The following is a 15,554-nucleotide window of genomic DNA, read 5'->3' as shown; positions in this document are numbered from 1 at the left end:
CGCCGGCATTTTGATTTCAGGAACGGCGCTAGCGCGAGTCGCGTTGCGCCTGCCGCTGTGCCGCCTTGCTGCGCCGCCTGTGCATGGGATGGAACAGGAACCAGAGCGTGCAGAACGGCCACAGCAAGGCCAGGAACTGGGCGACGCCGTTGAAGTTCAGGAATTTCCCTTGCGACCAGGTCTGCACGGTTTCGGTGTAATACGGATTGTCCGGCATGACATTGACCAGCAATAAAGATATCGCCAGGGTCAGCCCGGCCAGGCGCCGTTGCGCCAGCTGCGGCGCATACGCCAGGCCGCTCAGCATGAGGCCGCCGATCAGCAGGCCGCCGAACGAACCCGGGGTCAGCCAGACGAAGGCGTTGTCGGGCGCGAACAGCAGCGCCGTCGCCAGGATCTTGATCATCAGCGTGACAAACACCAGCAGCAGGGTCAGCGGCAGTTTCGGCGCATGCTGGCGCAGCAGGATCAGGAAAGTCAGGGCGGCGCCGGTCAGGCCGCAGGCGGTGATGATGGTCTCGGTCAGCCAGTACTGGTCGGCGCTGAACTGGATATCGTTGGTCAGCCAGGCTTGCAAGTCGATAGGCTGCTCCAGGGAATCCGACAGCCAGGTCGACAGCATGGAAGTGAACTGGCCGAAGCCGAACAGGTGGCTGAGCGGATAAATCTGCGCCAGCGGCCATAGCGCCACCACCACCATGCCTTGGCTGGCTTCACGGTTGAACCAGTGTTCGCGCAGCTGCAGCAAGCGGCTGTCGGGGCCGAAGCGCGGCCGCAGGATCACGCCCAGCACAGCGCCGAGCAGGGCGCCGGCGCTGTTGGTCATCAGATCGAGGTTGGAGGCGACGCGGGTCGGCAGGAAGGTCTGCACCGCTTCCATGCTGCCGGAGATCAGGATCCCGGCCAGCGTGGCCAGCAATACCGCCCAATACGGCGACCAGCGGCGCGAACGCGGCAAGGACAGCACCATCAGCATGCCCAGAGGCAGGTAGCCGGCGATATTGGTCCAGACGTCGAACACGGTCCAGTAGTGCGGTAGCGGCGTGTCCAGGTAGGCAAACGCGGTCAGGCCGAGATCGCGCCAGCCGGTGAACGGATACCAGCTGGCGTAGACGATCAGCAGCAGGTAAATCAGCAGGCTGACGCGGGCGAACGAGGACGCGGCCGAGGAGGTTGTCGGGATTGCTTGCTGCGTCATTATTTTTTCGGCGCCACTGTCGCCAGCCAGCCCATCAGGTCATCGATCACGCCATCGTTGGCCGCCACAAAAGCGCTGGCGGCGCCGGCGGCGTCGGCACTGGGTGTAGCCGCCTGGCGGCTGAAGCTCTTTTGCGCCAGCAGCGTGCGGCCGTTGAACAGCGAGGCCCGCACCTGCAGCGTCGCCAGGCTGTGCGACGGCGTATCGAAGGTTTGCGTGAAATCATCCATGTCGATGCGCAGCACCGGAATGTTGAGCGCAGCGTCCGACAGCGCCAGCACCGTGCCGCCGGCCTGCGCCAGGCGCGATTTCAGGCGCTGCTGGAACAGCTGCGCCGGCGGCATGGTCCAGCGGCTGCCGGCGTATGGCCGCGGCTGCAGCTGGTTGGCGTAGGCCAGGCGGAAATACATCATGTTGTTGTCCAGCCAGGCTGGCGCATTGACGTCGGCCAGGCTGACCGCCGGCAAGGTCGGCGCCGCGATTGCAGTTGCCGGCGGCAGCAGGCCCAGGTCGTATTGGGTCGGCGCGTCGATCTTGCTGGCGCAGCCGGCGACCAGGGCAATCGCAAGGAAGGACGACAGGGTTTTCAGGAGAGCGGTCATGGCATGTGCCTTTAATCGGTTGGCGACAGGGTGTTCTCTCTGTCGCGCGTGTGTTTATTTGCCTGGAGCTACAAAACCGGCTTCGCCAGGACCCGGAGGCAGCGGCTTGCTGCCGAACAGGATGCTTTGCGGCTGCTGGTTGAAATGGTCCATGGTCTGGTTCAGGTTGCGCATCGACGAACGCGCTTCGGTGGTCAGCACATTGAAGCGCGGCAGCGTATCGTATTCGACGCCGTTGGCGACCGAGCCGATATTCTGCACCGCCCCGGCCAGGTTGGCGACAGCGCCGTCCGGCCCTTGCAGGCTGGCGGTCAAGGTATTCAGGTTCTTGCTGAGCACCATCATGTTATTCGACAGCGCCGTGACCGAGGCCAGCGTCTGGTTCAGCTGGCCGGTCAGGGCCGGCAGCTGCTTCAGTGTCGGCTGCAGCTGCTGCGGGATGCCCTGGTATTCATTGACGGTCTTGCTGACGTCGCTGAACGCTTTCACCATGGTTTTCTGGTTCTCCGGATCCAGCAGGCCGTTGAGCTTGTCCACCATCTCGTTGGCACGCGACAGGATCAGCGCGCCCTTGGTCTGCAGGTTGTCGAACAGGCTGGGGCGCAGTTCTATGCGCGCCAGGTGCTGCTTGCTGCTGTCGAGCTTGAGCGGCTTGCTGCCGTCGTCGTCGAGCTGGATGTAGGCGATCCCGGTCACGCCCTGGTAACCCAGGGTAGCGAAGGTGGATTGCGTCATCGGCGTGTCCGGGTTGATCTTGATCTTGATCAGGATCTGCCCCGGCGACTTGGGATCGAAGGTGATGGTGTCGACCTTGCCGGCGTCCAGGCCGCGGTAACGTACATCGGCTTGCGGGTTGAGTCCCGGCACCGACAGCTTGGTGGCGATCTCGTAAGGAATCCGTTCCACCCGGTCGCTGTTGAACCACATGACGCCGAACAGCGCCGCGATCAGCAAGGCCACCGTGAACAAACCGGCGATCAGGGCATGGGCTTTATTTTCCATAAGACTTCCTATCTACGCTTTCTGCATTTATCCGCAAGTTTCATGCTCATAACGGTTAGCAGTAAGAAAAAATGATTCGATGAACGGATGGCGCACCTTCATCACGCGCTCCGGTGTGTCGTAGGCGATTACGTGCTTGTCTGCCAGCACCGCGATCTTGGTCGACAGCGCCAGCAGCGGTTCCAGGTCGTGGGTGATCATCACCACGGTCAGGCGCATGTCCTTGTGCAGCGATCGGATCAGCTCGATGAACGCCGCCGACGAGGCCGGATCGAGGCCGGCGGTTGGTTCATCCAGGAACAGCAGTTCCGGTTCCAGCGCCAGCGCGCGCGCCAGCGCCACCCGCTTGATCATGCCGCCGGACAGGTCGGACGGCATCTTCAGCGCATGTTCGGGGCCGATGCCGGCCATCTGCAGCTTGAGCAAGGCGGCGTCCCTGATCAGCTGGTCCGGCAGGGCACGCAGCTCGCGCATCGGCAAGGCCACGTTGTCGAGCACAGTCAGCGCCGAAAACAGGGCGCCCTGCTGGAACAGCATGCCCCAGCGGTTTTGCAGCGCATACATCTGATCGACATCGGCCTGGCTGATATCGGTGCCGAACACTGTCACCTTGCCCTTGGTTGGCCGGTTCAGCCCCAATATCTGCCGCACCAGCGTGGTCTTGCCGGAGCCGGAGCCGCCTACCAGGCCGACGATCTCGCCGGCGTCTATGCGCAGGTCCAGGTCCTGGTGGATCACCGCCTGGCCGAACTGGGTCCAGAGCTTGTCGATCTCGATGACGGGTGTGGGTTTGGGCGTGTATTCGGCCATCAGAATCCCACGCCGCTGAAAATGATCGCAAACACCGCATCGGCCACGATCACGATGGTAATCGCGGTCACCACCGAAGTGGTGGTGCCGTGTCCCAGGCTTTCCGTATTAGGCTCGATGCGCAGGCCGAAATAACAGGCCACCATCGCAATCAGGCCGCCGAACACCGCGCCTTTGCCGAGGCCGATCAGGTAGTTGGGTAGCGGCACCGCATTCGGCAGCTGCTGCAGGAAATAAGTCGGCGACAAACCCAGCTGCAACTGCGCGGCGACCATGCCGCCCAGCAAGGCAATCGCATCGGTCCAGATTACCAGCAAGGGCATCGCTACCAGCAAGGCCAGCACGCGCGGCAAGATCAGGCGGAAACCGTGCGGCAAACCCATCACCAGCATGGCGTCGAGTTCTTCGGTGACGCGCATCACGCCCAGCTGCGCGGTGATGGCCGAACCGGAACGGCCGGCCACCAGGATCGCCGCCAGCAGCGGCCCCAGTTCGCGGATGATGCTCATGCCGAGGATATTGACCAGGTAGATGTCGCCGCCGAAGGTGTGCAATTGCTGTGCCGACAAAAACGACAGCACCACGCCGATCAGGAAACCGACCAGTGCGGTGATACCCAAAGCCTGGTAACCGACGTGGTAGACATTGGCGGAAATCTCCTTCCATGGTGCGCGCTGCGGCGCTTGCACCATGCGCAGGAAATCCAGCACCAGCTGCCCCAGCAGGGTGATGAAACCGGCCACGTGCTCAAATATATCGACGCCCTTGTCGTAGATCACGTTGAACAGGCGGCGGCGCGGCGGTTTGGGCGGCAAGGCCAGGGTGCCGGCGCTGGCCAGGCGCTGGAAAAAATCGCGGTGCTGCGGCGCCACGGTCAGTTGTTTGGGGCGGGTCTTGCCCCATGCGTTCCACAGGAATTGCGCGCCGATATGATCCAGCGTGCCGATCTCCGACAGGTCCCAGCGCAGCGCGTCGTTTTGCCTGGCCAGGTTTTTCAGCTTGGCCTGCAGCGCCTTGATCACTCCCGGCTGGGTCAAGGCATGTACCTGCCAGTTGCCGCGGGCGGCTACCAGGCTGCCATCTTTGAGATCAAGAACAGGAGTAGTGGAATCTGGGTTCGGCATCGCATCAGTTTAAGGGAGAATTGCTTTCCACACTATGACAGTAATGATTGAAAGTAGTGATAAAGCCAGGCTGCAAGCAGCAGCGGCGCAGGCGATTTAACGGTTTCTAAAGGAATATGCCATACGGATTAGCCATGTCGTTGTTTTTTATTGTGTTTACATAGGCAATTCCATGCGTTGCGAGTTGCATTTCGCCAGCATTTTTCCCGCTTTTTCCTGTTACTCCCGCTACAATGCGCGGCATGACCGCACAATTTATTGCACCAATTTCGCCCGCGAGCCAGTTATCCGCTGCCCGCATCGCCGCTTTTGCCGGCCATCACGCCGAGCAATGCCTGATCGAAGTAGTCGCCGAAACCGGATCGACCAATGCCGATCTGCTGGCGCGCGTCGCCGCCAGCGGCAAAGACGCGCTGCGCGCACCGACCTTGCTGGTGGCGTTGACGCAGACCGCCGGCCGCGGCCGCGCCGGCCGCGCCTGGCTGACGGCGCCGGCGGCGGCGCTGACGTTTTCACTGGCCTGGCCGTTTGCCTCGCCGCTGCAGGCGCTGGTCGGTTTGCCGCTGGCGGTGGGCGTGACGATTGCCGAGACCCTGGCCGACTTTGGTGTCGAGGTCCAGCTGAAATGGCCGAACGACGTGTTGCAGGGCGGCCGCAAGCTGGCCGGCATCCTGATCGAAACCGCGACCGCGCCGGACCAGCAGCTGTGGGCGGTGATCGGTATCGGCATCAATCTTTCCATACCGGAGAAATTGCAAGAACAGATCGGACGCCGCACCGCCAATCTGCCGGCGGCGGCAGCGCAGGACCGCGACTTGCTGCTCGGCGCATTGCTGAGCGGGCTGGCGCAAAACATGTGGCAATTCGAAAGCGAAGGCCTGCCGGCTTTTGTCGAACGCTGGAACCGGCTGCATGCGTTTGCCGGCCAGCAGGTAGCTATCCTGGACCAGGGCAAGACACTGCACGAAGGCAAGGCGCTGGGCATCGACCAGATCGGACGCCTGCTGCTGCAAACGGACGGCAGCAGCAATCCGATTGCGATCATGGCCGGCGATATTTCATTGCGTCCGAAGGAAGGCTGAACCATGGCCATGCTGTTGATCGATGTCGGCAATACCCGCATCAAATGGGCGCTTACAGCCTTGCCGGTGACGGGCGAGCTGGCCGGCGCTTGGCTGGAAAGCGGTTCGGCGGCACATGGCGAGCTGGTGGCGCTGAGCGAACGCTGGCGCAAGCTGGCGGTGACGCGCATACTGATTTCGAACGTTGCCGGCGAGCATATACAGGAGCGTTTACAGACGCTGCTGGAGACGGTTTTCGGCGCCGCCGTGCGGCCGCACTGGTTTGTCTCGCCGCCGCAACTGGCCGGCCTGCGCAATGCTTATCGCGATCCGGCGCAACTCGGTTGCGACCGCTTTGCCGCGGCGCTGGGCGCGCAACGGCTGTTTCCGCAGCAGGCCCTGCTGGTCGCCACCTGCGGCACCGCCACCACGATCGACGCAGTCAGCGCCGACGGCGTATTTACCGGTGGCATGATCTTGCCGGGGCTGGGACTGATGGCGACTTCGCTGGCGCGCAGCACCGCCCAGCTGCCGCATATTACGGACCATGTGCAAGTCAACACGCTGTTTGCCGACAATACCGACGACGCCATCATCAGCGGCTGCATCAATGCTCAGGTCGGCGCCATCGAACGGGCGTTTGGCCTGCTCGGCAGGCAAGCGCCGGGGGCGCACGTACTATGCGTGGTGGCCGGCGGTTCGGCGGCGCTGATTGCGCCCTATCTGTCCATAGCGCACGAAACAGTTGATAATCTGGTATTGATCGGTCTACAAACTGCCGCGGCAACTATTTAAGCTATGTTGAAAATAATTTTCTGGCTGTTGTTATTGGCGAATGCCGCCTTGTTTGCCATGCAAAAAGGCTATCTCGGCGCGCTCTACAGCGACGGCAGGGAGCCGGCACGCATCGGCAGGCAGCTGCAGCCGGACAAGATCAGGATGACTGCGGCCGAGAATGCTCCGGCTGCGGCGGCCTCGCTCGCCAGCGCTGCGCTGGCGCCGGCCGCCATGGCGGCCACCGCGGCCGACCTGGCGCCGGTGGCTTGCACCGAAGTCGGCAATTTCAGCGCGGCCGAAGCGCGGCGCTTTTCGAGCCAGCTGGCGGAGCGCATGCCGGCCGTCAAGTTTGTCCGCCGCGAAACCCAGGAAGTGGCCAGCCATATGGTGTATCTGCCGTCGCTGGGCAGCAAGGAAGCGGCCGACGCCAAGGCCGACGAGGTGCGCCGGCTGGGAATCAGCGATTTTTTCGTGATCCAGGATTCGAGCCCGCTGCGTTATGGCATTTCCCTGGGCATTTTCAAAACCGACGAAGCCGCGCAAAAGCAGGTCGCCAGCCTGGCCAAGCGCGGCCTGAGCGGCGCCAAGGTCGGCGCGCGCAGCGTCAGTTCCAGCAAGGTAGCGTTCCAGCTGCGCGACCTCGGCGGCGACAACCGGCTTGCCTTCGACAAGATCAAGCTGGATTTCCCTGCGCAGGAAGTGCGCAGCTGTCCTTAGTCCTTAGTCTTTAAGACGCTGGTTTTTCTCCGGTCTGTTCCTGCCGCAGCAAGCGCTGCAGGCAATCCGGGCAATAACACTCCGTTGCCGCAGGTTTGGCGCTGGCCAGCGGCGGCAGGCGGCTGCACCAGCAAGGCTGGTCCGGATGCTGGCCGGCGCCGCAGGAAAACTGCTGCCGGCAGGCGGGGCATTGCGCCATTCTGCTTATCCTTTGAATACGGTGGTAAATCGGCCCCATGATAACCATCTTCCCGGCATTGATATAGCCACACAACATCGCTACGCAACACCGCAATATTATTGGCTTGCCTGCCGTACCTAAGCGGGCGCTTTTCCATGTAAAATCGCGCTGATCCATCGCGCAGCGATTTTTAACTCCATCGAGTTGCAGTCTTTGCACCTTTTTATTCTCTTCTGACAAGCTCAGAAACCTCTCTTGTAGGACTGTCCATGGCCGATTTGACCAACGATCTTGCCAACGTTGCCCCAGGAATCAAAGCTGAAATTCTGGCCGAGGCGTTACCGTATATCCGTCAGTTCCACGGTAAAACCATTGTCGTCAAATACGGCGGCAACGCCATGACCGAAGAGCGTCTGAAGCACGGTTTCGCGCGCGACGTGATCCTGCTCAAGCTGGTCGGCATGAACCCGGTGGTGGTGCATGGCGGCGGCCCGCAAATCGACAACGCCCTGAAGAAAATCGGCAAGCAGGGCACTTTCGTGCAAGGCATGCGCATCACCGACGAAGAAACCATGGAAGTGGTGGAATGGGTGCTGGGCGGTGAAGTGCAGCAGGATATCGTGATGCTGATCAATCACTACGGCGGCCAGGCAGTCGGCCTGACCGGCAAGGACGGCGGCCTGATCCGGGCCCGCAAATATCGCATGCCGGACCGCGAAAAGCCGGGCGAATTCCTCGACATCGGTTTTGTCGGCGAGATCGAAGCGATCAATCCTGCGGTGGTCAAAGCCTTGCAGGATGACGCCTTCATCCCGATCATTTCGCCGATCGGCTTTGGCGCCGACGGCCAGGCCTACAACATCAACGCCGACGTCGTGGCCGGCAAGATCGCCGAGATCCTGCATGCGGAAAAGCTGATCATGATGACTAATATTGCTGGCGTGCAAGATAAGCAAGGCAACCTGGTGACTGACCTGTCGGCCCGTGAAATCGATGAAATGTTCAAGGACGGCACCATCTCCGGCGGCATGCTGCCGAAGATTTCGTCGGCCCTGGATGCGGCCAAGTCGGGCGTCAATACCGTGCACATCATCGATGGCCGGATCGAGCATTCGCTGCTGCTGGAAGTGCTGACCGAACAGGCGTTCGGCACCATGATCCGTTCGCACTAAGCTGCGGTGACAACCGGAAACAGGAAGCGCAAGGCTCAGGCCCTGCGCTTTTTTTACGTCTTAGCTCGGCACCAGCAAAGCCAGGTGCTCCGGCTCCAGGTAGCACCATTCTCCCAGTTCCAGCTCCAGCGCTTCCAGCGTCAGGCCGCCGATGGCGGTGCGGCGCAAGGCCGAGCAATGGTTGCCGGCCGCGACCAGCATGCGCTTGACCTGGTGGTATTTACCCTGTTCCAGGACTATCTCGATTTCATGCGTGCCCAGCACGCGGCAGCTGACGGCCGCCAGAGTTTGCGGCTCGTCATGCAGCTTGACGCCGGCCAGCAGGCTTTGCACCAGTTCTTCGGTGACCGGATCGTGGGTAGTGGCGACATACAGCTTCGGCACATGCCGCTTGGGCGACGACTGGGCATGGATGAAGCTGCCGTCGTCCGACATCAGCAGCAGGCCGGTGGTGTCGTGATCGAGCCGCCCGACCGGCTGCACGTCGCGCCAGCTGAACTGCTCCGGCAGGATGCTCAGCACTCCGGGGTGGTGGCTGGGTTTGCGCGAGCATTCGATATCGGCCGGCTTGTTGAGCACGATATAGACGTGTTCGCGGTAGGTCCATTCCTCTTCGAACAGGGTGAACACCAGGCCGTCGGTGTCGGGCGTGGACTTGTAGTCGGTGACGGCGGCGCCGTTGATGACGACTTCGCCGTCTTCAATTAACTCACGGCAATATTTTCGGCTGCCGAAACCCTGCGATTGCAGGATACGGTCTAAGGTCAGTTTAGGCATGGCGGCAATGTAGCAGAACAGCGTGGCGACGGGAAGGGCGGTGTTCCCACTTGGCTTGCCGGCAATCTTGATTTTTTATTCTCCTTACTATAAAGTAAGGAATAATGAATTTGAAAGGACTTCTATGTCTACCGCTACCGTGACTTCGAAAGGTCAGATCACGATACCTGCCGCGGTGCGGGCCGCGCTCGGCCTGGATACCGGAAGCCGGGTTGAATTTGTGGAAATCGAGAAGGGACAATATGCGTTTGTTGCAGCCACTGAAGCCGTGCAGTCCCTGAAGGGAATGCTGCGCAAACCCGTTGCTCCGGTCAGTATCGAACAAATGAACCAAGTCATTGCGCAGCGCGGCGCCGGCAAACGATGATCGGCCTGGATACCAACATCCTGGTGCGTTATGTCGCACAAGACGATCCCAAGCAGTCGCCCAAGGCGACGGCATTAATCGAATCGCTTTCCGATGCTGACCAAGGATTTATCAGCGTGGTCGCTTTGGTGGAGCTGGTATGGGTAATGCAGGGATGCTACCAGGCGACAAAAGACGAAGTCGTCGCCATATTGGAAAAATTGCTGCGCGTGCGGACACTCAAAGTCGAAAATGCAGAAATTGTCTTAAGGGCGCTGCATGTCTACGCACGGTCAAACGCAGATTTTGCAGATTGCCTCATCGAACGTTCGGCCGATGATGCCGGTTGCCTGCATACGGCGACTTTGGACAGCAAGGCTGCCAAGAGCGCCGGCATGCGGCTTGTCGGGTGAGCCGAGAGTCGTTCCGTGTCTGCGCCTGCGTGAAAAAGCATGCACAGCAGGCGCTGGCTGCGGCTCAAACACATCCGCCTACAAATAAAACAGCAAACCGGTAAATGACTAAATTACTCTTTGTCTGCAGCCGCAACCAGTGGCGCAGCCCGACAGGCGAGCAGGTATGGCGCGGCCAGCCCGGGATACAGGCGCGTTCGGCCGGAACCAGCCCGAATGCGCGCAGGAAAATCAGCGCCGGCGACATCAGCTGGGCCGATGTGATCTTTGTGATGGAGAAAAAGCACAAGAACCGCATCGTCGCCGAGTTCGGGCGACTGCTGGAACACAAAACCATCCACGTACTGGATATCCCGGACGAATACCAGTACATGGATCCGGAGCTGGTCGAGCAGTTGACCGATGTGGTCGCTCACCTGCTGGCGGACCAGGGCGGTCCGCCGCAAGATTAGATTGGCATCGGAATTACTCAGCCACCGCCTGGTGCCGGAAGCATTCCACGCAATGGTCGTTGACCATGCCGATCGCTTGCATGTAGGCGTAAATGATGGTCGAGCCGACGAATTTGAAGCCGCGCTTGGCCAGGTCCTTGGAAATGCGGTCGGACAAGGGCGTGGTGGCGGGATTGCCGCCCAGCAGCGTCCATTCATTCTGGATCGGCTTGCTGTCCACATAGGCCCACAGGAAAGGCGCCAGGCCGCCGGTTTCGGTGCGCAGCTTGAGATAAGCCTGGGCGTTGCTGATGGCGGCGGCGATCTTCAGGCGGTTGCGGACGATGCCGGCGTCGGCCAGCAGGGCAGTTACCTTGTCCTGGTCGTAGCGGGCGATTTTCTTGGCGTCCCAGTTGTCGAAAGCGCGCCGGTAGTTGTCGCGCTTGTTGAGGATGGTTTCCCAGCTGAGGCCGGCCTGTGCGCCTTCCAGGTTCAGCATTTCGAACAGCCGCACCTCGTCATGGCAGGGTTTGCCCCATTCCTCGTCGTGGTAGGCCAGGTAACGCGGGTTGGCGGGATTGGCCCAGGCGCAGCGGGTAAGGACGGGGGTGGCGGGGGTGACAGTCATGGTCGGGATAGAAGAGGAAGGCGGGAGGAACGCTTCCTCGAAGTTGAAGTATGCACATGCTACCGCATCGCGTCGAAATCATCCGGCCATGCCGGAAAGGCTTCCCTGGAGCCGCGTCCATCCGTCTCCCGCATACTTTTTTTGCATACCCTGCAAGCTGGCGCTGTGCCAGAATTGGATTCCCACATTTTTCAGGAATCCGATCATGCAAGACCTTGTCTATCTCAATGGCAGCATGACGCCGCTGTCCGAAGCGCGCATCCCGGTACTCGACCGCGGCTTTATTTTCGGCGACGGCGTGTATGAGGTGATTCCTATCTACGGCCGCAAGCTGTTCCGTTCCGAGCACCACCTGGCGCGCCTGTTCCGCAGCCTGGCGAAAATCAGTATTACAAATCCGCATGACAAGGAACAGTGGCTGGCGCTGATCCAGGGCGTGATCGACGCCCATCCGGCGGATGACCAGATGGTCTATATCCACGTCACGCGCGGCGTCGCCAAGCGCGGCCATGCGTTCCCGAAAGAAGCTTTGACGCCGACAGTGTTCGTCATGACCAACCCGCTGGTATTGCCGAGCGACGCCTTGCGCGCCAGCGGCGTGCCTTGCGTGTCGATGGAAGACCAGCGCTGGCTGCATTGCGAAATCAAGTCGATCTCGCTGCTGGGCAATGTGCTGGCAGCGCAGAACGCGGCCGAGCACGGCGTGGTGGAAGCGATCCAGTTCCGCGACGGCTGGCTGACCGAAGCGTCGTCGTCGAATGTCTGGATCGTCAAGCACGGCAAGCTGATGGCGCCGCCCAAGGACAACCTGATCCTGGAAGGGATCCGCTACCGCCTGATCGAGGAGTTGTGCGCCGCCGGCGGCATCCCGTTCGAGGCGCGCCGGATTGCGCGCGAAGAGGTGTTTGCGGCTGACGAGGTGTTGTTGTCGTCAGCCACCAAGGAAGTGCTGCCGGTGGTGGCTATCGACGGCAAGGCTATTGGAAACGGCGCTCCCGGCCCCATATACAAGCAGTTATACGAGGCATATCAGCTGGCCAAGGCCGCTGCCTGAACGGAACAGGTTTCTGTCGGGTAGTGGGAGAAGTTGCAGGGTGGGAAATTCTCCACTCTGTTTTCATTTGAACAAGTCATTCTTAGAGAATGGCGTGCCGCTGATGTGCCAGGAGAGTAAACTACCTGCCAGTAACATCACTAAAGAGTAAAAGACCATGAGCGACCTGACCAAGCCAATCGATCCAGCCGACAGCCTGATCGAATATCCAAGCGTATTTCCCATCAAGATCATGGGACCGACCCATGACGCTTTCGCGGAAACCATCGTCGGCGTGGTGGTGCAGCATGATCCTACTTTTCATATCGACAAGCTGGAAGTGCGGCCATCGTCCAAGGGCAACTACACCGGCCTGACGGCCAACGTGTATGCCGTCAACCGCGAGCAGCTGGATAACCTGTACCGGGCCCTGTCGTCGCACCCCATGGTCAAGATGGTCCTGTAAAGCGGATTATGGCCCGGGCTCTCCGGGCCATTCGCTTTGCGCCTTGAAAGCCTTCACCTCGTCCAGCAGCCAGCGATGGAAAGCCTGCACCTGCGGCTTGCTCATTGCCTCCTTGGTACAGGCGAAATAATACGATAGCGGACAGCGCGCGACGACGTCGAACAAGCGCACCAGCTCCCCCGAAGCAATCTCCTGCAGCGCAATCGCGTGCCGGGTCAACGCAATCCCCAAGCCATCCGACGCCGAGCGCAGCAGCATCGAAGCATCCTCGATCAGCAAGCCACCGGTAGGCTCCACCAGGTCGACTCCCGCCGCCTCGAACCACGGCAGCCAGGACGACTCGGTATCCATCCGCAGCAGGCTGCACTGCTCCAGCTCCTGCGGCGTTTTCGGCAGCTTGCCCCCTCGGTAGTTCGGACTGGCCACCGGATAATAAAAATCGTCCATCAGTTTTTCCACCACCAGCCCCGGGTAATGGCCCAGGCCGTAACGCAGGCCGACATCGATAGGTTCGCGCTCGAGGTCGTTGAGGTGGTTGCTCGATTGCAGCACTACTTCGGTATCCGGGTGCAGGTCGATGAATTTCCACAAGCGCGGCGCCAGCCAGCGCGCGGCAAACGAGGGTAGGGCGGAAATCGTCAGCCGCTTCTGCTTGGCGTCCATTTTCAGGGCTTCGGCCGCAAACGCGATTTCATTCAGGGATTTGCGGATGACGGCGGCAAAACGCTGGCCCTGTTCGGTGATCGTGATGCGCTTGCCGTGGCGGCTGAACAACATGATGCCCAGTTCCTGCTCCAGGGCCCGGATCTGGTGGCTGATCGCGCCCGGCGTCACAAAGATTTCCTCGGCGGCGCGCGAGAAGCTGTCATTGCGCGCGGCTGCCTCGAAGGCGCGCAGGGCGGAGAGATTCGGCAGTTTTCTGAGATCGGCCATTTTATGTGAATTAAATTAGCAAGGCGGAGGAAAATTACTCGTTTTGCAACGACCCGCCGCTTGACTAGAATGACTCTGTAGAAACAAGGAATGTCTATATCAAGCGGCTAAATGGCAGTTCACGGCTGACGTGACATCCAATATACCAGCAGTTACAAGGAGTGACATCATGAGAAAATTATTAGCTAACGAATCACTGTCGATAGGCGCCGGCCAAGCCATGTCGGTCACTGCACCGGTGGCCCAGACCCTGCAGATCATGCAAGGCCACGTATGGGTGACGGTGGCTGGCCACGGCGACGACTATTGGCTGCATGCCGGACAGTTCCTCAACGTTGCCGCCGACAGCCATGTCGTTATCGAAGCCATCAAGGGCAACAGCGTGGTGCAGGTCCAGCGGCAATCGACTCGCCTGCCGGCTTCGAGCGCACGCGCCGGCCTCGGCAAGCCGCTAGGCGCCCGTCCTGTAGCCTGCTGATCCATGCAGGACGAGATCACGCTCTACGGCAACGCAAATTCGGGACACGCCTACAAGGTCGCCTTGATGCTGGCGGTCGGCGGCGTGGTCCACGATTACCGGAACATCGACATCGACCAGCCGCGCGACCAGCGGCCGGAGCCGTTCCGCAGCCTGGCCAGGTTCGGCCAGGTGCCGTTGCTGGTGCACAACGGCCAGCCTTATGCGCAATCTGACGCCATCCTTTGCCACCTGGCGCAGCACACGGGCGGCTTCGGCGCCGAATCGGCGAGCCGCATGGCGCGCGTGCAGGAATGGCTGTTCTGGGAAGCCAACCGGCTCGGCATGTGCTTGCCGCAGCTGCGCTGGGCGCGCAGCTTTGCCCCGCAGGAATACCCAACCGGCGCCGTCAACTGGCTGCAAAGCCGGTTTGACGTGGATATCGCCCGGCTGGAAGCGGAGCTGGCCGACGGCCGCGCTTTCATCATCGACGAACTGCCGACCGTGGCCGATTTTTCCCTGTGCGGCTACCTGTTCTGGGCTGATGCCGCCAAAGTCACGCTGCCGCCGCATGTCAGTGCGTGGCTGCAGCGCATCAGCGAATTGCCGAACTGGCAATCCCCGACAAGTTTACTTGGTCCCCTGAGGTCCTGATCGCGCGCCGGCGTGCCAGCCGTTTCTGCACGCCGGCCGCTTTTTTTCGCTACACTTGCGCTTATGTCCAGTGTGCAGCAGTTCCGTTCCCCCGATCATCCGCCCAGCCCCCAGATTGTCCAGCGCGGCGTTGAGCCGTACGCCGTCAGTTTTGACGCAATGCGCGCATTCACAGATTCTCGTTCCGCAGATACCCCGGATCAGCTCTGGATTGTCGAGCATCCTCCGGTGTTTACGCTGGGTTTGGGCGCCGATCCGAGCCATGTGCTGGCGCCGCATGCGATCCCGGTGATACAGACCGACCGCGGCGGCGAAGTGACCTATCACGGACCAGGGCAGGTGGTGATTTACCTGCTGCTGGATCTGCGCCGCCGGCGTCCCGCCGCCCGCCTGTTCGTGCGGGAATTCGTGCAGGGCATCGAGCAGGCGGTGATCGACACGCTGGCAGCGTATAATCTGGCCGGTGAACGCAAGGCCGGCGCGCCCGGGATTTATATTGCCGACGGCGCCTGGCAAGGTGCAAAGATTGCCGCCCTTGGCTTGAAAGTAAGAGGCAGCGGCTGCACTTACCACGGTGTGTCGCTCAATGTCAGCATGGACCTGGAGCCTTTTTCCTGGATCAACCCGTGCGGCTACGAAGGCCTCGCCACCGTCGATATGAAAACACTGGGCGTTGATATAGCTCTCTCTGAGATGCAGTTAGCGCTTGCTCACAAACTGATTGACCGTTTTAACTGAGTCGTTACCGAGACTCCAGCAAGGACTTGCCTAG

The 15,554-nt window shown here is 60.9% G+C and carries 21 protein-coding genes; 12 read left to right on the top strand and 9 right to left on the bottom strand.

Annotation, left to right across the window (positions count from 1 at the left end; all coding sequences use genetic code 11):
• Positions 1-28: 28 nt before the first annotated feature.
• The 5 genes from CFter6_RS23465 to CFter6_RS23445 are packed head-to-tail and all read right to left on the bottom strand — an operon-like array spanning position 29 to position 4,736.
• The gene (locus tag CFter6_RS23465; RefSeq protein ID WP_061541945.1) at positions 29-1,198 is read right to left on the bottom strand and encodes a VanZ family protein; all 1,170 of its coding nucleotides are present in this window, start codon (positions 1,196-1,198) and stop codon (positions 29-31) included.
• Positions 1,198-1,800, bottom strand: a complete 603-nt coding sequence (locus CFter6_RS23460) for an ABC-type transport auxiliary lipoprotein family protein (protein ID WP_061541944.1) — start codon at positions 1,798-1,800, stop codon at positions 1,198-1,200. The genes CFter6_RS23465 and CFter6_RS23460 overlap by 1 nt, the downstream gene beginning before the upstream one ends.
• A gap of 54 nt (positions 1,801-1,854) precedes the next feature.
• On the bottom strand, positions 1,855-2,802 hold the full coding sequence (locus CFter6_RS23455) for an MlaD family protein (protein WP_061541943.1): 948 nt from the start codon (positions 2,800-2,802) through the stop codon (positions 1,855-1,857).
• Between the two features lie 27 nt (positions 2,803-2,829).
• Positions 2,830-3,612: an ABC transporter ATP-binding protein gene (locus CFter6_RS23450; RefSeq protein ID WP_061541942.1), complete on the bottom strand. Its 783-nt coding sequence runs from the start codon at positions 3,610-3,612 to the stop codon at positions 2,830-2,832.
• Entirely contained in the window at positions 3,612-4,736 is a 1,125-nt protein-coding gene (locus tag CFter6_RS23445) for an MlaE family ABC transporter permease (protein ID WP_061541941.1), read from the bottom strand. The genes CFter6_RS23450 and CFter6_RS23445 overlap by 1 nt, the downstream gene beginning before the upstream one ends.
• A gap of 242 nt (positions 4,737-4,978) precedes the next feature.
• Here CFter6_RS23445 and CFter6_RS23440 point away from each other — a divergent pair, with 242 nt between their 5' ends.
• The 3 genes from CFter6_RS23440 to CFter6_RS23430 are packed head-to-tail and all read left to right on the top strand — an operon-like array spanning position 4,979 to position 7,291.
• Positions 4,979-5,818, top strand: coding sequence for a biotin--[acetyl-CoA-carboxylase] ligase (locus CFter6_RS23440; protein WP_061542547.1), 840 nt, complete (start codon positions 4,979-4,981; stop codon positions 5,816-5,818).
• A 3-nt stretch (positions 5,819-5,821) separates the two neighbouring features.
• Positions 5,822-6,592, top strand: coding sequence for a type III pantothenate kinase (locus CFter6_RS23435; RefSeq protein WP_061541940.1), 771 nt, complete (start codon positions 5,822-5,824; stop codon positions 6,590-6,592).
• A 3-nt stretch (positions 6,593-6,595) separates the two neighbouring features.
• Positions 6,596-7,291 carry an SPOR domain-containing protein gene (locus CFter6_RS23430; RefSeq protein ID WP_061541939.1) on the top strand — a complete coding sequence of 232 codons (696 nt, stop codon included), beginning with the start codon at positions 6,596-6,598 and terminating at the stop codon, positions 7,289-7,291.
• Positions 7,292-7,301: 10 nt separating this feature from the next.
• Here CFter6_RS23430 and CFter6_RS26100 read toward each other — a convergent pair whose 3' ends face one another.
• Complete coding sequence (locus CFter6_RS26100) at positions 7,302-7,490, bottom strand: cysteine-rich CWC family protein (protein WP_061541938.1); 189 nt, start codon at positions 7,488-7,490, stop codon at positions 7,302-7,304.
• Between the two features lie 251 nt (positions 7,491-7,741).
• Here CFter6_RS26100 and argB point away from each other — a divergent pair, with 251 nt between their 5' ends.
• Positions 7,742-8,644 carry an acetylglutamate kinase gene (argB, locus tag CFter6_RS23420; protein WP_014008176.1) on the top strand — a complete coding sequence of 301 codons (903 nt, stop codon included), beginning with the start codon at positions 7,742-7,744 and terminating at the stop codon, positions 8,642-8,644.
• 60 nt (positions 8,645-8,704) lie between these two features.
• Here the strand turns inward: argB and CFter6_RS23415 are convergent, their stop codons facing one another.
• The gene (locus tag CFter6_RS23415; protein ID WP_061541937.1) at positions 8,705-9,421 is read right to left on the bottom strand and encodes a pseudouridine synthase; all 717 of its coding nucleotides are present in this window, start codon (positions 9,419-9,421) and stop codon (positions 8,705-8,707) included.
• A 124-nt stretch (positions 9,422-9,545) separates the two neighbouring features.
• On the opposite strand from CFter6_RS23415, the gene CFter6_RS23410 reads away from it, so the two are divergent.
• The 3 genes from CFter6_RS23410 (at position 9,546) to CFter6_RS23400 (ending at position 10,632) form a co-directional block, all read left to right on the top strand.
• A complete protein-coding gene (locus tag CFter6_RS23410) occupies positions 9,546-9,788 on the top strand; it encodes an AbrB/MazE/SpoVT family DNA-binding domain-containing protein (protein WP_061541936.1) in 243 nt (80 codons plus the stop codon).
• A complete protein-coding gene (locus tag CFter6_RS23405) occupies positions 9,785-10,180 on the top strand; it encodes a PIN domain-containing protein (RefSeq protein WP_061541935.1) in 396 nt (131 codons plus the stop codon). Before CFter6_RS23410 ends, CFter6_RS23405 begins: the two co-directional genes overlap by 4 nt.
• 104 nt (positions 10,181-10,284) lie before the next feature.
• Complete coding sequence (locus tag CFter6_RS23400; RefSeq protein ID WP_061541934.1) at positions 10,285-10,632, top strand: low molecular weight protein tyrosine phosphatase family protein; 348 nt, start codon at positions 10,285-10,287, stop codon at positions 10,630-10,632.
• A 13-nt stretch (positions 10,633-10,645) separates the two neighbouring features.
• Here the strand turns inward: CFter6_RS23400 and CFter6_RS23395 are convergent, their stop codons facing one another.
• A complete protein-coding gene (locus CFter6_RS23395; RefSeq protein WP_061541933.1) occupies positions 10,646-11,239 on the bottom strand; it encodes a DNA-3-methyladenine glycosylase I in 594 nt (197 codons plus the stop codon).
• Positions 11,240-11,444: 205 nt separating this feature from the next.
• Between CFter6_RS23395 and CFter6_RS23390 the strand changes: the two genes are divergently transcribed.
• Together CFter6_RS23390 and CFter6_RS23385 are read left to right on the top strand one after the other, a co-directional pair.
• Entirely contained in the window at positions 11,445-12,293 is an 849-nt protein-coding gene (locus tag CFter6_RS23390) for a D-amino acid aminotransferase (protein WP_061541932.1), read from the top strand.
• A 157-nt stretch (positions 12,294-12,450) separates the two neighbouring features.
• Complete coding sequence (locus tag CFter6_RS23385; protein ID WP_061541931.1) at positions 12,451-12,738, top strand: DUF493 family protein; 288 nt, start codon at positions 12,451-12,453, stop codon at positions 12,736-12,738.
• Between the two features lie 6 nt (positions 12,739-12,744).
• Here CFter6_RS23385 and gcvA read toward each other — a convergent pair whose 3' ends face one another.
• On the bottom strand, positions 12,745-13,671 hold the full coding sequence (gene gcvA, locus CFter6_RS23380) for a transcriptional regulator GcvA (protein ID WP_061541930.1): 927 nt from the start codon (positions 13,669-13,671) through the stop codon (positions 12,745-12,747).
• 169 nt (positions 13,672-13,840) lie between these two features.
• On the opposite strand from gcvA, the gene CFter6_RS23375 reads away from it, so the two are divergent.
• The 3 genes from CFter6_RS23375 to lipB all read left to right on the top strand — a co-directional run bounded on the left by CFter6_RS23375 (position 13,841) and on the right by lipB (position 15,520).
• On the top strand, positions 13,841-14,149 hold the full coding sequence (locus tag CFter6_RS23375) for a DUF2917 domain-containing protein (RefSeq protein WP_061541929.1): 309 nt from the start codon (positions 13,841-13,843) through the stop codon (positions 14,147-14,149).
• 3 nt (positions 14,150-14,152) lie between these two features.
• Entirely contained in the window at positions 14,153-14,782 is a 630-nt protein-coding gene (locus tag CFter6_RS23370; RefSeq protein ID WP_061541928.1) for a glutathione S-transferase family protein, read from the top strand.
• Positions 14,783-14,845: 63 nt separating this feature from the next.
• Positions 14,846-15,520, top strand: a complete 675-nt coding sequence (gene lipB, locus CFter6_RS23365) for a lipoyl(octanoyl) transferase LipB (protein WP_050808683.1) — start codon at positions 14,846-14,848, stop codon at positions 15,518-15,520.
• The last annotated feature ends 34 nt before the right edge of the window (positions 15,521-15,554 follow it).

Origin of the sequence: Collimonas fungivorans, from assembly GCF_001584145.1 — a bacterium.
GTDB lineage: Bacteria > Pseudomonadota > Gammaproteobacteria > Burkholderiales > Burkholderiaceae_D > Collimonas > Collimonas fungivorans.
The sequence above is the reverse complement of the archived record's forward strand: the minus strand, read 5'-3'. Positions and strand labels throughout refer to the sequence as shown.